This is a genomic window from Terriglobus sp. RCC_193 (assembly GCF_041355105.1).
GTDB lineage: Bacteria > Acidobacteriota > Terriglobia > Terriglobales > Acidobacteriaceae > Terriglobus.
Genome location: NZ_JBFUPK010000001.1, coordinates 2025203 through 2044191, shown reverse-complemented (window position 1 = coordinate 2044191; position 18989 = coordinate 2025203). Strand labels below are relative to the sequence as shown.

Below are 18989 nucleotides of genomic sequence, written 5' to 3'. Positions count from 1 at the left end.
CAAGCTCCCTGACTTAGAAGTATCGCAAACAGCATCTTGTGTGTCATCGGTGTGCTCCTTCCAGATGGTTCTTAGGTTTAGTTATCCAGCTTGAAAATTTTGATCTGAATCAGTTTCTTTAGCGTGAGGTCTGTCAGGCCGCGAGCACGCATGCGTTCCACGAAGGGCCGATCAATTTTGAAGATGGCCATCTGAATCAGGTCTTGTTCTGAAGGTTGAAAGCCGAGTGACTTCGCTTCCTGAACCTTTTCCGGAGTGACGCCGACTGCCTTCATTTCTGTCAGCTTGCCCGCACGTAATTCGGGATAACCTGCCGCAGCCATCGCATGAACGTAGTCTGCATCGACATGCAGGGCGCGCAACCCTTGCAGCCGGTTTGTGGTGAGTTCTGTAATGCCGAGCGATTGCATCTGTTTTGCCCAGGCTGGAGTGATGTCCAACATGAGCATGCCCAACTGCTTGCGCGGCTGGATGCCGTCAAAGCCGAGCGCGGCCATGTTCGTGACGAATGTTGGATTGGCATCAAATTGAAAGCGTCCGGAAAGAACGCCATCATGCACGATGCCATTGCATACGAGCGAACCTGCATCGCCGACGAGCTTCGCATCTGTCGCAGAACTATCGTGGTGCAATACCTCTGGGGAAATGCCGCTCCATTGCCGCCATTCCGTGGATGTATTCGACATCTCCATGCAGTTGCGGCCATTGGTCGCGCAGTCGTTTTCCGACAGCATGACTCGGGCTACCGGCGTTCCATCTTTATGTTGACCTTCTGAGATCATGCAGACTCCCGAGATGGTTTGCGCAACGCACGGCGCTGCGGCAACGATCAGCACGAGTGCAATCCATGTACGTTTCATTAGGTTGTCTCCTTCGTTTTCAGCGCGTGTTCTGTCATGCACGCCGACAAGGGCGTGGCTCTGTCGTTGCGGCGGATGCGCCGCAACGACACTGTTTGCAATGTGTAAGGAGTTTGTTCGGTGCTGCTGAACTTTTTAGTTCAACAAGCCCGACATCTTCAGCTTGGTCAGCTTATCCAGATCGGTTCCGTTGAAGCCGTGCGCCTTGGCGTCGGCAATGAACTTGTCGTCAATGTGGAAGTTAATTGCCTGTCGCATCGCATGCATATCCGCATTGGGGAAGTTTGCCTTCAACCACTTCGCATACTCCGGCGTCATGCCTTGTGCCTTCATGCTGACCAGGTCATGTGCAGAGTTTGCGGAGAAGCCTGCAGCGGCCATAGCACGGGCGTATTCCGGTGTAACACCCACAGCGCGCATGCTTACCAGTTCGTGCAGGTCCTTTGGTGTGAAGCCCGCGCTCTTCAATTCGGTCGCGTATTCCGGCGTAACGCCAACAGCCTTCATGCTGGTGAGATCATGCATGGTGGGCTTGCCGAGTCCTAACGACTCAATCTGCTGCGCATATTCCGGCGTGACACCCAACGTTTTAAACGAGATCACATCGTGAAAGTTTGTTGGCGCGGAAGAGGAAGACTTCAGTGACTTCACATACTCCGGCGTTACACCTACGGCCTTCAGTGTACCCAGTTCTTTCAGCGTGGGTTTGCCCATGCCAGCTTGTGTCATGGCATTTGCATACTCCGGCGTTACACCCACAGATCGCAGCCGGATGATTTCGTTGAGATCGTTGTTGAGATCCAGCGGATAGCCTGCAACCTTCATGGCATCCAGATACTGCATGCCATCTTGCTTCACTTCCTGCGAAGCACCGTCATGGATAACACGTGGAGCGGGTGCGGGATTTGGCATGGGGGCCGTATCCGCGATGTTCACATCCGCTTGCTGGACAGTTGCGATGTCGATCTTTGGTTTTACCGCGACAGAAACTGCCGGTGTTGTTTGCGCAGCCACGCGCGGAGCGACTTCTGCTATCGGGGCAACTGCAGCTTTTGGTTTTGTTTCCATCTTCATGCTGTGCGCTACGTGCGGAACCGCATACAGTCCAACCAGCGCCAGCCCTGCCGTCATCATTCGAATTCCGCTCATCTGTTTCTGCTCCATTGCTTTCTCTCCCATGACTCGCCGTACTCGTTGCAAAAGCGTTCCACCATTACCGTTCAGCGCCATCGCCAGTTGTGGCTGTCGAAAACGTTGTTCCTCCATCTGCAGCAGGGCGGCCGCATAGATCGCTGGATCCGCGCAGGTTTGCGCTGCGGTTTCGTCACAACATATTTCACGAAAATCTCTGACACGATGGCTGATCCACCATACTGCCGGATGGAAGAAGAACAGACATTCAGTTACCGTCTGCATCAGGTTGACCAGGTAATCCCACCGGCGCACGTGAGCCAGTTCATGCGCGAGTACTGCCTCCATCTGCTCGGGCGTTAACTGTGCGACGGCGCTCAGAGGCACCAATACGACCGTGCGCCACACGCCAAACACCATAGGCGATATCACTTCGTCCGACATGCGCAGCATAACGCCGCGACTTAACTCATACCTGCGTCTCAGCCGCTCAAACGCAACACGGACTTCCGGGGGCACAGCGGCGCTCGCTCGCAACTTCAACCCGCGCAACTGCCACCATCCGCCAGCGGCACGTACCGCCAGCAACAGCACACCGAAGAGCCATACAGCATCCATACATGGCAACAACAATCCGGCGTGTTCAGCGATCCAAAGTTCGCCTCCGCTGACTGCGGGTGCGGCAGCGGGTAGCTCCTCCAGAATTGCGGTGTGCATGCTGCCCAGGCGAGACGCGATCAGTAATGGCTGCTGTTCGTCTTGCAGGTTCGGCATTGCGGTACTTTGCATTGGAACGACGAGCCGCTCCTGCTCCACAAAGGTTGCGATGGCGGAAAGCGGCATCAGCGCCAGCGTAACTATCGCAATGCCGTATCGGATTGATGCAGACGCGCCGCGCGTGCAGCGATCCACCAACACATACAGCATCGCTATTATCGCGCTCTGCCAACAGAAGTGCAGAAGCGTCCAACCCAGTGCAACTACTTCGCCCGTATGTACCCCAAGGTAAGCGCTCATCCCCTGCTCCTTTCAGGACAGCTTCTTTGCAATGAGTGTGCGGATCTCTCGAAGATCCTCTTCGCTGGCAGGTTCCATCTCCAACGCACGCAGCGCCAACTGCGCCGCTGAACCTGCGAAGAAGCGGTCGCTCAATTCACGCATGAAGCGGCGCTCCGTATCTTCCTTTGCAACGGCGGCGCGATAGACGTGTGCGCGTTCCGTGGCATCGCGTTCCACCAGACCTTTGTCCAGCATGATCTGCATGAGTTTTTGCACACCTGTGTAGACCACCGCGCGTCTTTCATTCACGGCTTCAAACACGTCGCGAACGGTAGCTTCGCCGCGCTCCCATAGGATTGTCAGCAGTTCGAGCTCACCTTCTGTCGGCTTTGGAATTTGCCTGGTCATCTTCATAAGCAGGACAATATCCGAAGGTCTTCGTAGATGTCAACGAAAATCTTCGTACGATGTTCGTCGGAACCATAAGTGTCTGATTTTATAGGGGAAAATGGCGAGAGGTTCTGCGGGCTGTCGGTGAGATTGTGCGGTAAGAAGAGATTCAATACTAAGATTCAGACAACACAGCAACGTCGAAATCCAAGTGCGCACGGAGATGCTTTATGTTTCCCCCGGCGCCTTTGTTTTTGCAGACAATGATGCGGGGAACGTTCGCGTTAAGCTATGTCGCGGACGCAGCGGAAGCCGATGTTTGTTGTCGCACTATCCGGTGTGTTGGAACTGCGAGCTGCGACACGATAGCGGTTGCAATACGAGCGATGGCAGAGATAGGAACCGCCCTTCAACATGCGTGCTGTCCCCTGCGGTGGTCCAATCGGATTGTGGCGAGTTGCAAGCTGGTGGTAGGTGGGGTGAAACCAGTCTGCGATCCATTCCCATGTATTGCCTGTGATGCCGAATAGGCCGTATCCATTGGGAGGGAATGTGTCTACGGGGCAGGTCGAAGCGTAACCGTCTTCTGCTGTGTTTGAGACAGGGAAGACTCCCTGCCAGATGTTGCAGAGATGTTTTCCGTCCGGTGTAAGTTCGTTACCCCAGGGATAAGCCTGTTGTTCCAGGCCGCCGCGCGCAGCGAACTCCCATTCGGCTTCGGTCGGCAGGCGTTTGCCTGCCCAGGCGGCATATGCTGCGGCATCGTTCCATGAGACCTGGACGACCGGATGATCTGTACGGCTGGCCAGGTTCGATCCCGGGCCATCGGGATGCAGCCAGGTGGCTCCTTCGATGACGCGCCACCATTCCGTGCCGTGGACCGCTTTCGTATCAGCAGAAGATGACTCTTCCGGTAAATCACCTGCGAAGACAAACGACCATCCGATGCGTTCTGCCTCGGTCACGTACTGCGTCTCCTGCACAAACTTCATGAAGTCGCGATTGCGGACGGCGTACTGATCCATCCAGAAAGAATCCACCGTGACCTGTCGCACCGGCCCTTCTCCATCATCTGGAAACGAATCTGCGGATTCAGAGCCCATCAGGAATGCGCCGCCAGGGAGGAGAATCATTTCCTCAGTGCTACCACTGATGGCGCGGACACGCGTGGATGAATTCTGCTGCGATGCTTGCCATACATCAGCGTGTTGTTTGCTGGGAACGCAGCAGGGAGACGGGTTCTTCTTCATTGCACTTTCTCACCGGCAGCAACGCTGCGTTCGGGGTCCGGCAGCATTGCAATTTCTGCGCGGCGCATCAAGTCTTCCGTGATCTGGTTTAGCAGTACCTGTTTGCGTTCTTCGAAAATGTGTCGGGCGAGATCGGCTCTGACTTCGTCCAACGGCTGCAGGCCGGCGGGTTTCCAATCATGCAGTATCGCCAGATGCAGACCGAATGTTGTTTCAAAGATGTCGCTGAGTTTGCGTCGTTCCAGTGTGAAGACTTTCGCTTCAAATTCGGGAACCATCGTGCCGCGGTTGATCCAGCCGAGCGAACCTCCATTGCCTTTGCAATCGGAGTAGCGGTCAGCAACCGCAGCGAATGACTTGCTGCGCTTGAGTTCGCTCTGCGCTTGTTTCAAAACATTGATAGCCTTCGCGTGCTCTGCTTCTGTCTCGGCAATCTGAACGATATGGGATACCAGCCAGCGCTCTTGAATCGTGAACGCAGCAGAGTTATTGCGATAGATGGCTTCCACTTCACGTCGATCCGGGCGTTGCACATGCCGCGTCAGATGTTGCTGCACTTTCTTCACCATCAGGCGCGAAATCATATCGCTGGTAATCCCAATGCCACAGGATTGATTTGCAGCGCTGCCCCATGTGGAGCGGCGTTCTTCCTCAGCTTCTTCCGCTGTAGCAGTGATGCCTTCTGCAACTGCAACCTGATGGAGCAGGACGGAGCGTAGTGTGTTGCGTTCCGCTGTCTGCAGCAGCCGGTGGTACTCCATGGGAGCTTGTTCCTGCACCTGTTGCGGTGTGCGGCCACCAGAGAGCTCAACGAATTCGCGATGAAATCGTTCGTCGTGGATGACCTCTCCATTTACGCGAACTGCCATGCGACCAGTGTACTTTCTAGCGTTGTGCTTCGTTGTAAGTCGTGTGGAAAGGAAAGGGCACAGCACGAGGCTGTGCCCTTTCGAGGTAAATGGATTTAGAAGGTGAGGCGTGCCGCCACCTGAACCTGCCGCATGGTCTGCGCAGAACTGATGGTGCCGAAGGCTGTGTTGCCCACCGTTACGTTCGGGTTGCCATACTGTACATGATTCAGTACGTTGAAACCTTCAATGCGGAAGTTCAGGTTGGCAGCTTCCCAACGCGGGACTCCGAAGTTACGTTGCAGACTCAGATCGAGACGGTTCTGTCCCGGTCCACGAATGGAACCCTTGGAGGCGTTGCCATAGGTGTACTGCGTCTGCGCTGCGAAGCAGGATGTATTGAACCAACGGGAGATGGTGTGCGGAGCACCCTGGCCTGAGGGGCAAAGCTGGTTAGGACGATTGGTGGCTCCGGAGTTTGCCAGATCCGTGCTTGTTGCTGGCGTGAGTGGCTGACCCATCTGCCAGACATAGACCGGCGAAACTGCCCATCCACCCAGCACCGCAGATGCGATGCGATTGTTGAAGACCGCGTGGCTTCCCGTGGGCGCGGAGAAGATGCCGTTGAGCACGTAGCGGAAGGGGATGTCGAAGTCGGCCGGCCCCCAGTTCGCGGCATGGTCATACGGGTTCTGCAACGTATCGCCGTTGGTGGCGCTATCGCTTACGTCCAGTGCCTGGCTCAGCAGGCTGAAGGTACGACCGTACGTGATGGAGTTGCGAAACTGGATGCCCTTGGAGAACCGCTTCTCTACGCGTGCAGAGAGACCCTGATATTGCGATGCGTTCCAGTCTCCAATCTGGTTGACCGCACCCTGCGTGACGCTGAACAGAGGACGGCGTGATTGAACTGTTGTGCCGTTCAACACTTTGGGCTGGTTCACGTTTGAGCGGCCCAGGAGGTGCACGCCGTGGTTGCCCACGTAGTTCAGTTCCGTCAGGATGCCCCAGGGCATCTGCTTCTGGGCAGACAGGCTCCACTGCTCCACGTACCCATACTGCATGTGTTCCACCCAGCTGGTGACGCCGCCCGTGTAGGTGGGTGCCAGCGTGAATGTTGCGGGGTCCACCGGAGCTGGCCGCGGGACGGACTGGTTCGCGCTCAACTGGAATGATGTGCTGGTGTTGATCTGATCGCTGGACTGCGAAATGGCGCCGTAATTGTTGTACGGCGGGTTGGTGGAGAGACGACTGGTGATGCCAAGGCCCTGGTCCTGCGAGTAGAACATGCCGAACGAACCGCGGATCGTCATGTCTTTCACGTTGGGGACACGATAGGCAAAGCCGACGCGTGGTGCGATGTTGTTTTTGTCTGTGTACACAAGAGCGCGAGGCAGTCGCGTGTCGATACCGGCCTTGATGTACTGCAGATAGAGCGGGCTGTCGGGATCGGTGATGAAGTTGGCTTCCCGATTGTCCACATCGTAGAAGGGTGTGAAGATTTCGTAGCGAGCACCATAATTGATGGTCAGGTTCGGTGTGATATTCCATTGGTCGTTCGCGTATCCGCCGTAGTACCAGCCGCGTTCTTCGCTGCTCAGAATGGTGCCCGTGGTGACGGAGTTTGCATAGCCCAGCAGAAGGTCTCCCACAGCGTTGCCACTGTTGGAGCGCGAGGACGGGAGCTGCGTGAAGGCACCGGTAAAGCCAAGACTGCCGCGCCCGTTGGACGCCGACTGCGTGTTCGGGCGGATCCACATCATTTCACCGCCGAACTTGCTGAGGTGTTTGCCATGCGACCAGGAAACGTTGTCCGCCCAGTCCCATACGCCGGAGGTCTTGTGCAGCGGCGTGTTCCCGACTGCTTCCGATCCGAGGGTTCCGAAGCTTGTAACGGCGAAGGTTGGCCATCCTTCGCTCAGGTTTGGATCCAGCAGTCCGGGGATGTACTCGTTGCGGGCGAACGTACCCAGGCCATCGTCGGCAATGGATGTCCAGGAGAAGCGCAGTTCGTTCAACAGCGATTGCGTGATGATGCGCGTATACCCAGCGCCAATGCCCTTGGAATCGACGCGGCTGTTACCGGGATCCTGTGCCCCGGGCAGACCCACGCCAGTGTATGCGTTGCTTAATGTTTCGCCATAACGGGCAAAGATACTGTCTTTGCTGCTGATGGTGTAATCCACGCGCCCAATGCCATTCTTCACATCTGTTTTGCTGGGGATGAACGAGGTGTAGTAGTGCGTGTACGGGTCTGTGGGGCTAACCGCGTTGGGCAGTGGGTAAAGGTTGGCAAGCTGCTGGCCCAGCGTGTTGATGCGACCGCTTGGAATCTTATTTCCTGAGAACGCAGTGCGTGTGGCGGTGCTGCCGCTGCCGGCGGTGGTGGCAGGATCATAGACCGTGTACTTCGATTGCGAGAAGTCACCCGAACGTTCCAGCGCGGTTGGTACAGCACCCTGGTTGAACGAGGATGATTTGGTGTGACGGCCTTCGTAGGCTCCGAAGAAGAACAGCTTGTCTTTAAGGATGTGGCCGCCGAGGCTGCCGCCATACTGGTTCTGCACCAGTTGTTGCTTCGCCGCAGTCGAACTGGAGAAGTATGGCTTTGCATCCAGCACCTTGTTGCGGATGAAGTCATACGCGGAACCGTGCCACTTGTTCGTGCCGCTTCGGGTGATAGCGTTCAGAATGGCACCCGCGCCCGCACCAAACTCCGCAGAATAATTCGACGTCTGGACAGTGAACTCCTGCAGCGCATCCAGCGGTGGCCGCACCATGTCGCGCTGGCCGTTGTCCAGGCCGCGCAGGTAATTCACGTTGCGCGCGCCATCCAACAAGAAACTGTTCTGTAGACCGTCGTTGCCGTATGCAACGAATGAGTTATCGCGGCCTGCGTTCTGCGGCACCACACCGGGGATGAAATTCGCGGCCTGGATGTAATTGCGGCCGTTCAGCGGGATGTCTGTGAGCTCTTTGTTTTCGATGACCTGCTGGATGGTTTGTGACTTGTCTTCAATCAGCGGAGCCTGGCTGGTGACTGTGACGGCATCGCTGGCCGAACCAAGTTCCAGTGCAGGACGCAGGGTGACAGTGGCGCCCACCTGCACGTTAATTGATTGCTGCTGATACGTCCTGAAGCCAGATGCAGTGATGCTGACGTTGTAGTTGCCGGGCGGCACCAGCGGCACTTCTGCAATGCCGTGGTCGTTGGTGGTGAGTGAACGTAGCTGCACGCCCGTGTCCGTCCCGATAACGACAACCTGTGCGTTCGGTACAGCAGCGCCGCCCGCGTCGAAGACGGTGATGCTGATAGCGCCGGTCGAGTTCTGCGCGTGCAGCATCGTGGCAGAGAGGAAGAGGGCTGGGAGTGGCGCATAGGCAAGTAGGTGTCTCAATCGGTGTGTCATTTTTTATTCACGGTGAGGGCCGTGCCTCCTGAAATGGTGTTGCTGTCGTTCGTTCCTATTCAGTACGAGTTGCCGGCTTTCACGGCTGGTGGTGCATCAATGTCCAGGGGATCGCCCAGGCGTTGCTGTTCAGCCTTGAGCTTTGCGATCATGTCCGACTTCACCGACGCGTACTGCGGGTTATCGATGAGGTCGTGCATCTCCCAGGGATCGTTCTCAAGGTCGAAGAGTTGATAGCGCTTAATGGGCACATAGAAAATCAACTTGTGCTTCTTCGTGCGGATGGAGCGCTGGATGACGTTCAGCCACCCGAACATCGCATCGTGGAGCGGCGCGGTGGATTGGCCCAGCACCATCGGCTTCAGGCTGGGGAACTCCACATGCTTCGGAACTGGGACGCCCGCCAGTTCGCAAGTGGTGGCGTACATGCTGTGCTGGTAGACCATCTCGTCTACGTGGGTTCCGGCCTTGATGCCGGGGCCGCGCATGATCAAGGGCATACGCATGGAGCACTCGTACTGATTCTGCTTGCCCATCAGTCCGTGCTCGCCCACGGCGAGACCGTGATCCGCAGTGAGGATGACATAGGTGTTCTTCGCCTGTCCGCTCCTGTCCAGTGCATCCAGCACGCGGCCAATCTGCGCATCCATGTGCGTGATGATGGCGTAGTACTCCTTGCGATGCGTCTTCACGTCGAGTTCGGTCCGCGGGAAGGGAGCAAGCTGCTCGTCGCGTGTGTGGAAGTCGCCCTGATCGAAAGGGTGCTCTGGCAGATAGTTCGGCGGAAGCGCGATCTTATCCACCGGATACATCGCCTGATATTCCTCGGGTGCCTGCCGGGGATCATGCGGCGCGTTGAAGCCCACGTACATAAAGAACGGCTTGTCCTGCTTTCCACGCTGACCATTGAGGAAGCCGATGGCAGAGTCGGCGTACACCTCGGACGAATGTTTGGTCTGCCCTTCGGGCCCGTCCAGCCAAAGGTGCTCGTCCAGCCAGTGACCCTTCAGGGTGCGATCGGTCGGGCTCCAGACATTGCCGGGCGCCGGACGCAGATACATGTTGTGCGCCGGGTCTTTCGGATCATGCGTGGAATCCAGATAACCGGGACCGGTTGTCTTCAGGTCAGAGAACGACCGCTGCAGCGACACCGCATCCAGGTGCCACTTGCCGGTCTGAAAGGTACGATAGCCCGCATTGCGCAGTGTCTGTCCCCACACAGGCACCATGCCGGACTGGTTATCCACCAGGGCCTTCTGCGCTTTGAAAGGGGACAGTCCGGTGTTCAACATGGTCCGGCTGGCAATACAGACCGCGCCCGTCCACGAACCGGAGTGGAAGCAGTGGGTGAAGTGGACGCCATCGCGAACCAGGCGGTCAATGTTCGGGGTTTTGACCTCAGGGTTATTGATGGAGTTGATGGTGCGGAACATGAGGTCGTCCGCAATGAAGAAGAGGAAGTTGGGCCGGTTGTCGGCAGGTTGCGGAACGGATGCCTTTGCGGCCTGCACCTGTGTGGCGGCAAGAGCGGCAGAGGAGAGACCAACAAATTCACGTCTGTTCATAGTCATTCTCGAAAAGGGAAGGCCTTCGCCATGAATGGGAAGGCAGTTAAAGGGACATGGAGGTATAGAACAGGTGCAACCCTGAAGGGCAGCACGTAGCGCTGGCAAGGGTTAGCAGGAGATTCACGGTGTCTCACGTGTGAAACCACACGTTAAAACCGCGTTATTCCTTGTTTTTTAGAGGATTATCGACAACAACAACAGGGCGGAATGCGCTTCGAAATTGCGCTCACGGCCCTACAAGGCGGGGGCTGCACTTGTGAATGGAAAGAGGAAGGTGATAGAAGCATGACGTGTCTATAACGCCTGAGACTGTGGCAAATACCGAAAGTTCGGCAGAACATCTGGAACTGGAACGTGTCCTCACCAGTCATTCTTTCGCCAAGTCTCCGCGCCTCTGTTCCCTCCTTGGGTTCATAGTAACGCACTCACTCCGGGGCTCTCATGTGGACCTGACGGAGCAGCAGATCGGTATCCAGGTTTTCGGACGCACTCCCGGTTACAACTCGTCAGAGGACACCATCGTCCGCGTGACGGTGCGGCAACTGCGTCAGCGACTGGATATTTACTACTCGTCGGAGGGGGCAGGGAATAAGTTTCGGATCGATATTCCGAAGGGCGGCTACATTGCCACGGTGGAAAGGCGGATTGGGCCCAACGCTTCCGCGGCGTCGGCAGCAGCGATGCCTCCCATAGCATCTCCGGATTCGTTTTCTGTTCCGCTTGTGCCTCCAGTCGTGCCCCGGGAACGCTTGCGCTATCGTGTTGCGACGGTCCTTTTGAGCATTGTCGTTCTGGTGCTCGCCGTAGTGTGCATCCAGCAGCGCCGCGCGTCGGTGGTGCCGCCTGTGCAGAAAGGACCGCTTCCGCTCTGGAAAGCGCTGTTTACTCCTGATCGAAAAACGCTGATTGTTCCAGGCGACGCAGCGCTGGACATGTTTACAGTCTGGGAGCAAAGGTCGCTCAGCCTGGAACAATATGCCACGCATAACTATGACCGCGACTCTAAAGCGAGCGTCCCGCCGACACATACGGATGTACCGCTTTCCATCCGTTCGGTGACCCCAATGGCTGACCTGGTTCTGGTCGCCAATCTGGTGAAGGTGCCAGAGCATATGGGAATGCCCGAACTAGACCGGAATATCGAAGTCCGATACGCCAGGGATGTTGCCGTGGCAGACACGCACGACAATAACCTTATTTTGATTGGCTCGGAGACATTCAACCCGTGGGTGATGCTGTACCAGCCTGAGATGGATTTTGTTGCGCATTACGACTATGTTGCCGATGTCTACTCCGTGCAAAACAAATCGCCGAAACAGGGCGAAGAGGTCAGCTATATCTATCGGCGCACCAGGCCTGTTCTGAAGGCCATCACGCATATCGCCCTACTGAATAACTCGCAGGGGCAGGGACGCGTGTTGATTGTGGAAGGCACTTCCATGGGAACGACCTATGGTGCACTGAACTTCCTCACCAGTGACTGGCTTTATGGTCCTGTTCTTCGTCAGGCAACGGATAGTTCCGGTCGTCTTCATGACTTTGAGGTGCTGTTAAGCGGCGACTTCATCCACGGAGGCGTGGGTAACACCAAGGTGATTGCTCTCCACGTGCACTGATCTTTGCGGAGCACATTCGGCTATTTTCAAGGCGATGTGATTTTCGAATTGCGTTCAGTGTTGCTTAATGTTGACCCCATAAGCTGAAGGCCATGGATTTTCGGTCCCGGCTGTGCCAAACAATCTGTTTCGCCGTTCTGCTTCCTATGGGATGGCAGTCCTTGAGCATGGCTCAACAAGTGCAGCCAGACTCATCGCGTCATCTTACGTTGAACGAGGCCATCCATCAGGCGCAGGCGAATGAGCCAGCCTTCGCTGCGGCTGCAGCAGCGGAAAAATCCGCAAGGATCGATGGGTATTTGGCAAAGACAGCGATGCTGCCGTCTGTCGTTTATCACAATCAGATGCTCTATACGCAACCCAACGGTCAGTCGAACCAGGGGGGGCAGGTAGGGGCGCAGGCCTCGCCAGTCTTCATTGCGAATAATGCCGTGCACGAATACACCAGCCAGGGTGTTGTGAATGAAACGATTGGCCTGAAGCAGTTTGCCGATGCCCAGGTTGCCACAGCGAATGCTGCAAGAGCTACAGCGGAACTCGAAATTGCTCGTCGCGGTCTGGTTGCTACGGTGGTTGCGCTGTATTACACCGTTACGGCAGCAAGAGACAAAGCAAAGGCACAGGCCGATGCATTTGCGGAAGCGAAGGCATTCACTGTTGTGACGCAGCAACGAGAGGCCGCGCGTGAAGTGGCCCATGCCGATGTGGTGAAGGCGCAACTTCAAATGCAGCAGAAGCAGCGCGATCTAACCGATGCGAACGTGGCTGCGGACAAGGTTCGATTAGAGCTTGGCGTTCTGCTGTTTCCTGATCCGCGGACCCCTTACAGTACCGATGCATCGACATCGCAACGCAATCTTCCAACGCGGGAAGAAGTGAATCTACTGGCTACGAAGAATAATCCGGAGATGCGTAGCGCGCTCGCCGCCATGAATGCTGCAAACGCCAGTGTGAAATCAGCAAAGGCCGCATATCTGCCGGATCTTGGCCTGAACTTCACCTACGGTATTGACGCACCGCAATTTGCGAAACGTGGCCCTGACGATGTTCGCAATCTGGGTTATTCCATCAGTGGCACCGTCGATATTCCTGTGTGGGACTGGTTCTCCACGCAAAAGCGGGTTAAACAAAGTGAGATTCAACGTGACGCCGCAAAGGTGGGCCTGACGGCAGCACAGCGGCGTTTGATCGCCACGCTGGAAGAGAGCTATGCAGAAGCCGCTGCCGCGAGAGACCAGCTTGATCTGCTGGATCAAAGCGTACACACCGCTGAAGAAAGCCTGCGTCTCACCAAGCTTCGCTATGCGGCCGGAGAATCTACCGCACTTGAAGTGGTGGATGCGCAGAACTCTTATCTTGCAGCCGTAACCGCACAGTCCGACGGATCGGTTCGCTTTGAATCGGCACTTGCTGCACTTCAAGTACTTACAGGAAACCTCTAAATCCATGACGAAAAAATTGGTTTCACATATGACACCGCTGAAGGCTTCGTTACTTACACTTTCGCTTCTATGCGTTACGACTATAGCTGGCTGCAAAAAAGCAGAAGAGGGTACAGCGCAATCGCTTGTGACGGTGGAAGCAGAACATGTCGAACGCGGCGATGTCTCTGAACGCATCATGGCGGACGCAACACTTTCTCCGTTGGCTCAGGCTGCAATCTCACCGAAGATCACCGCCCCTGTCCGCACCTTCTATGTGCAACGTGGATCGCAGGTGAAAGCGGGCCAACTGTTGGCGGTGTTGGAAAATCGCGACCTCTCGGCGCAAGCGCTGGACAACAAAGGTCAGTACACAGCTGCTCAGGCGTCGTACAACATGCAAACGAAGGCACAGGTTCCGGAGGACTATGCGAAGGCAGAATTGGATGTGGCGCAGGCTCAGGCGCAACTTCATCTGCAAGGCGAAATCGTTGCTGCGCGGAAGAAGTTATTAGAGCAAGGTGCCATTGCAGGCCGTGATTACGATACGGCGGTAGCGGCTCTGGCCCAGGCGCAGGCTGCATACGATGTGGCGCGCAACCATCTCACATCTCTCAGGAACGTCAGTAAAGAAGCATCGCTGCAGCAGGCCCAGGGGCAGTTATCTTCAGCAAAAGGCAAGCTCGAGACTTCTGAAGCCCAGGTGTCGTATTCGCAAATTCATAGTCCGATCTCCGGCGTGGTGACAGATCGTCCACTCTTTCAGGGTGAAACAGCGAATGTTGGAACAACGCTGATTACTGTCATGGATACATCATCGCTGTTAGCGAAGGTCCATCTGTCGCAGATCGTTGCGCAGCGGTTGAGTCTCGGTGATGAAGCTTCAGTCACCATTCCCGGCGTGGATGAAGCGATTAAAGGAAAGGTAACGCTGATCAGTCCTGCGCTTGATCCTGGCAGTACAACGGTTGAAGTCTGGCTGAAGATTCGGAACGACGCAAACAAGTTCAAAGCGGGCACACCGGTTCGCGTATCCATCATGGGAAGAACAGCGCCAAACGCCGTTAAAGTCCCGTTAGAAGCGGTAATCACTGCGGAAGATGCCGGAAAGTCTGTCTTTACGGTGGGCTCCGATGGAACCGCTCATAAGGTGGCCGTTCAGCTTGGCATCAACGATGGTGAAGATGTGCAGGTTACACAAGGACTAAGCGGCTCAGAGACAGTTATTACGAAAGGTGCTTACGGGCTCAGTGATGGAGCGAAAGTAAAGGTTGGTAAGCCGGGAACAGAGGGAGACGATAAGTAATGGAGCAGCCTCTTATGCCGCGCCAGGATCGTTATTGGCTCGTTCGCTTTCGCGGACCTATATTTTTCTTTCTGACTGTTCTTTCTCTTGCTGGTATTTATGCCGCGCAGAAAGTTCCCATCTCGGTCTTCCCGGAAACGAACTTTCCCCGTGTGGTGATTGGCATTGATAACGGGGTGATGCCTGTAGATCAAATGCAGGTCACTGTTACAAAACCCATTGAAGACGCGGTGAATTCGGTTCCTGGATTGACCACGGTTCGTTCCACTACCAGCCGTGGCTCCGCAGAAGTTAGTCTGTTTTTCGATTGGAACATCAATATGTTCCAAACGCTGCAGCTCGTGGATGCGGCACTTAGTAAAGCGCGTCAAAACCTTCCACAAACAGCCACCATTACCACGAATCGGCTGACTTTTGCGACATTCCCGATTCTTGGCTATAGCCTTACCTCAGACAAGCTTTCGCAGACACAACTATGGGAACTGGCGACCTATCAACTGAAGCCGCCGATCAATCGCGTGGAGGGTGTAAGCACCGTAACCGTGCAAGGCGGTAAGGTTCCGGAGTTTCATATCGTTCCCAACATGGCGCGCATGCAGACGGCGGGCGCAACCATCATGGACCTTGTCAATGCTGTGCAGGCATCGAACATCATCGATTCGCCCGGTCTTTACGAGGCGAATCATCAGTTGGTGCTTGGTCTTGTGGGTGCTCAGGCACACGATGCGTCTGAGCTTGGACGTCTTGTTGTTAAGACAACAGCCGGTGGTGCTGCCATCCGTGTCTCCGATGTAGCAACCGTTCAGAATGGAGTGCTTCCTGTTTACACGGCGGTAACGGCTGAAGGAAAACCTGCGGTTCTCCTGAATATCACACGACAGCCGGCTAGCAATACAGTAGCTGTTGCGGATGCAGTCGCTGCGAAGGTTGAGCAACTACGGAAAACTCTGCCAGCGGGTGTCGAGTTAAAGCCTTACTACGATCAGTCAGAGTTGGTGCGGGAAAGCATACGCAGTGTGCGTGACGCCATTCTTATTGGTTTGTTGCTTGCGTGTGTCATCCTCTTCCTCTTCCTCGGCGACTGGAGCTCGTCTCTGGTAGCGGCACTTGTCATCCCTGTCACAGTGGCACTTACTGTACTTGTACTTTGGGCCCTGGGTGAGAGCTTTAACCTGATGACGCTTGGAGGTCTGGCGGCTGCGGTTGGACTTGTAATTGACGATGCCATCGTTGTTGTGGAGAACATTGTTCTGCATCGTGATCATGGTGAATCACGCGCAGAAGCCGCACGGCTCGCACTGAAAGAAATCGCGGTCCCTCTGGTGGGCTCCACGATTACGCCTGTGGTGGTCTTCCTTCCTCTTGTTATGGTGACGGGCGTTACGGGCAGCTTCTTTCGCGCGCTTGCCATTACGATGACGGTCGCGTTGTTAACGTCACTGCTTCTCGCGGTTACCTGGACACCTGCGCTCAGCCTGGTCCTATTGAAAGAAACACGAAGCACGCCAAACGAACACGAGAAGCACGGGCGTGTCATGCAAAAGATTCTGTCCTGGCATGAACATGGGCTTACCTGGGCACTTTCTCGCCCTTTCCTGTTGCTCGGACTCTGCGGCCTTCTAGTGGTGGGAACATTCTTTGGATATCGTTCGCTTGGTTCTGATCTTTTACCGGGGATGGATGAAGGCGGCTTCATCCTTGACTACATCATGCCCGCAGGAAGTTCACTCACGGAGACGAACCGCGTCATGGAACATCTTGACCGCATTCTTCATGCGATTCCTGAAGTGGAAAGTACCTCGCGCAGAACGGGGCTTCAGATGGGCCTTGCCGCAGTTACCGAGGCGAACTATGGTGACTTCACCATCAAGTTAAAGAACAAGCGCAGTCGTGGCATTGATGAGGTTATTGCAGACGCACGAGCGGAGATTAAGAAGACAGAGCCGCAACTCGATGTGGAGTTCACGCAGGTTCTGCAGGACATGATCAACGATCTTTCGAATGCGCCAGAGCCGATCCAGATCAAGCTCTTCGCCAGCGATCCGGCACTCCTGTCCGTTGTAGCACCGCGTGTAGCTGACGCCATTGAAAAGATCCCGGGCGTTGTGAGTGTGGAGAATGGAATCGAAAACACACTCAGCAGCCCTGCAACAAATTTTCAGATTGATCCCACTGTTGCAGGGAAGATGGGATTCACGCCACAGGAGATTGCTGAGGATGCCACCTCGATTCTTGATGGCGTTACGACGACCGATCCTTTGATTGCGAACGGTCGTCCTTACACCGTCCGTGTCCGACTGGGAGAAGAGACAAGGCAGTCTCTCGATACCATCGAAAATACCGTATTCAATAGTGCAAGCGGCAAACTGGCGACGCTTGGATCGCTTGCACAGATCACACAGCTCCCACCGCAGAATGAGATCCGGCGAGAAAATCTGCAGCGCCTTGTTGTTGTCACGGCGCAGTTACAGGGATCCGATCTTGGCACTGCTATCGCAAAAGTGCAGGGGACAGTTCATGCGCTGCACCTGCCACCGACAGTCTCAGTTGTTTACGGTGGAACCTATCAGGAACAGCAGAAATCCTTCGGCGAACTCTTGAAGGTGCTGATGATTTCCCTGGCGTTGGTCTTTGGAGTGTTGTTGGTGGAGTTCCGCAATTTCTCCGCACCCATTGCGATTCTTACTTCTTCGGTGTTGTCTGTCGCGGGTGTTGTGCTCGCATTGTTTCTGACGGGAACCACTTTTAATGTGGCTTCATTCATGGGAATCATCATGGTGATCGGCATCGTGGCTAAGAACGGCATTCTGTTGCTGGATGCGGACGAACGCTATCGTGGTGATGGGACATCAGCCAAAGACGCGATGTTGCATGCAGCGCAACGACGTCTTCGTCCTATTCTGATGACGGCGACGGCTGCCATCTGCGGCATGTTACCGCTGGCGTTTGCCCTTGGAGCTGGGTCACAAATGCTACAACCACTTGCTATCGCTGTCATTGGTGGTTTGGTGATCTCTATGCTCCTTAGTCTCATCGTTACGCCCGTTGTGTATTACCTGCTAACAGTTCGAAGACATGATCCATTGCCAGAAGCTGCTGTCTGATGTGCAAATAGAGATGGCCCGCTAAGCGGGCCATTTCTATTTATCTCCACCTCGTTAGCGTGAGACGACAATAATCTCAAAGCTATCCTGAAGTACAGTTGGGCGTGGACGTGGCGTTGCAGCAGTGGGGGTAGGAGTTGGCCCATACTGAGCCGCTGAAAGAAATACCTTGCCCGTATTCGCATCGTAGGCCATAGTACGTGCGCCCTTTACCGTGGTTACTGTTTGTACAGTCGGAAAGCCTGGCTTGCTTGTATCCACAACGGAAAGTGTGCCTTCTCCATTAGAGGAGAAGGCGAGGCGTGTTTTAGGATCATAGCCGGCCGCATCGGGAGAATCTCCGATCGACGCTAATCCAACCAGCTTGCCTGCGGCGAAGTCTGAGACGGCCATCTTCTTCCCATCACATACAGAGAAAAGACGATGTCCTGCGTGGTCGATTGCCATGCCCGACGGAGAATCGCAGCCGGTCAGTGTCCAGCTTGTTACAGCCTTATTGGTTTTGGCATCGAGTTTTACGATGACATTTTTGTCTTCAATGTTGACGAAGACATTGCCCTTTCCATCGGCCTGAGGGAATTCCGGTTTACCTGGCAAGGGAATGGTTGCCACGATGCGATGGCTCGCTGCATCCATCACGGACACATCCTTGCTCCGTCCATTGAAAGCCCATACTGTTCGAGTAACTGGTTCGTAGGTGATGCCGTCAGGGTTTGTTCCAGCGGGTACGGTGGCCGTTATGGCAAGAGTTGCACGATCGAAAACGATGATCGCATTCCCGGCACCGTCGCTGATGTATCCCGTCTTCCCATCGGGGTCTAGCGCCACGCCATGCGTACTCTTCATGCCCGTGACTGCGCCAATAGGTTTCCCGGTTGTTGTATCCACCACTTCCACGCGGGGTCCGTGCGTGATGTAGAGGCGATGCGCGGCATCATCACTCAGGAGATAGTCCCAGCCGCCTGCGCCTCCAATCTTCCAGTGGTCGGAAACATGGTAGGTTTGCGCCTGTGATACCACCGCAAACGAGAGAAAGAGCAATTTCACGCCCTGATTGAATGAACGCACGACCACACTCCAGCGTTG

Annotated in this window: 12 protein-coding genes; 4 read left to right on the top strand and 8 right to left on the bottom strand. The window is 55.4% G+C overall.

Annotation, left to right across the window (positions count from 1 at the left end):
• Window positions 1–77: 77 nt before the first annotated feature.
• The 7 genes from AB6729_RS08545 to AB6729_RS08515 all read right to left on the bottom strand — a co-directional run bounded on the left by AB6729_RS08545 (window position 78) and on the right by AB6729_RS08515 (window position 10453).
• Complete coding sequence (locus tag AB6729_RS08545; RefSeq protein ID WP_371081153.1) at window positions 78–860, bottom strand: hypothetical protein; 783 nt, start codon at window positions 858–860, stop codon at window positions 78–80.
• 135 nt (window positions 861–995) lie between these two features.
• The gene (locus AB6729_RS08540; protein WP_371081152.1) at window positions 996–3008 is read right to left on the bottom strand and encodes a M56 family metallopeptidase; all 2013 of its coding nucleotides are present in this window, start codon (window positions 3006–3008) and stop codon (window positions 996–998) included.
• A 12-nt stretch (window positions 3009–3020) separates the two neighbouring features.
• Complete coding sequence (locus tag AB6729_RS08535) at window positions 3021–3404, bottom strand: BlaI/MecI/CopY family transcriptional regulator (RefSeq protein ID WP_371081151.1); 384 nt, start codon at window positions 3402–3404, stop codon at window positions 3021–3023.
• Window positions 3405–3664: 260 nt separating this feature from the next.
• The gene (locus tag AB6729_RS08530) at window positions 3665–4513 is read right to left on the bottom strand and encodes a formylglycine-generating enzyme family protein (protein ID WP_371081150.1); all 849 of its coding nucleotides are present in this window, start codon (window positions 4511–4513) and stop codon (window positions 3665–3667) included.
• Window positions 4514–4626: 113 nt separating this feature from the next.
• Window positions 4627–5499: a peptidylprolyl isomerase gene (locus tag AB6729_RS08525; protein ID WP_371081149.1), complete on the bottom strand. Its 873-nt coding sequence runs from the start codon at window positions 5497–5499 to the stop codon at window positions 4627–4629.
• 95 nt (window positions 5500–5594) lie between these two features.
• The gene (locus AB6729_RS08520) at window positions 5595–8876 is read right to left on the bottom strand and encodes a carboxypeptidase regulatory-like domain-containing protein (protein WP_371081148.1); all 3282 of its coding nucleotides are present in this window, start codon (window positions 8874–8876) and stop codon (window positions 5595–5597) included.
• 71 nt (window positions 8877–8947) lie between these two features.
• Window positions 8948–10453: a sulfatase-like hydrolase/transferase gene (locus AB6729_RS08515; protein WP_371081147.1), complete on the bottom strand. Its 1506-nt coding sequence runs from the start codon at window positions 10451–10453 to the stop codon at window positions 8948–8950.
• 293 nt (window positions 10454–10746) lie between these two features.
• On the opposite strand from AB6729_RS08515, the gene AB6729_RS08510 reads away from it, so the two are divergent.
• The 4 genes from AB6729_RS08510 to AB6729_RS08495 all read left to right on the top strand — a co-directional run bounded on the left by AB6729_RS08510 (window position 10747) and on the right by AB6729_RS08495 (window position 17903).
• Window positions 10747–12072, top strand: coding sequence for a hypothetical protein (locus tag AB6729_RS08510; RefSeq protein ID WP_371081146.1), 1326 nt, complete (start codon window positions 10747–10749; stop codon window positions 12070–12072).
• Window positions 12073–12239: 167 nt separating this feature from the next.
• The gene (locus AB6729_RS08505) at window positions 12240–13514 is read left to right on the top strand and encodes a TolC family protein (protein ID WP_371081145.1); all 1275 of its coding nucleotides are present in this window, start codon (window positions 12240–12242) and stop codon (window positions 13512–13514) included.
• A 4-nt stretch (window positions 13515–13518) separates the two neighbouring features.
• Window positions 13519–14799: an efflux RND transporter periplasmic adaptor subunit gene (locus AB6729_RS08500; RefSeq protein WP_371081144.1), complete on the top strand. Its 1281-nt coding sequence runs from the start codon at window positions 13519–13521 to the stop codon at window positions 14797–14799.
• Window positions 14799–17903, top strand: a complete 3105-nt coding sequence (locus AB6729_RS08495; RefSeq protein WP_371081143.1) for an efflux RND transporter permease subunit — start codon at window positions 14799–14801, stop codon at window positions 17901–17903. Before AB6729_RS08500 ends, AB6729_RS08495 begins: the two co-directional genes overlap by 1 nt.
• A 54-nt stretch (window positions 17904–17957) precedes the next feature.
• On the opposite strand, the gene AB6729_RS08490 is transcribed toward AB6729_RS08495, so the two are convergent.
• Window positions 17958–18971: a YncE family protein gene (locus AB6729_RS08490; protein ID WP_371081142.1), complete on the bottom strand. Its 1014-nt coding sequence runs from the start codon at window positions 18969–18971 to the stop codon at window positions 17958–17960.
• Window positions 18972–18989 lie beyond the last annotated feature (18 nt).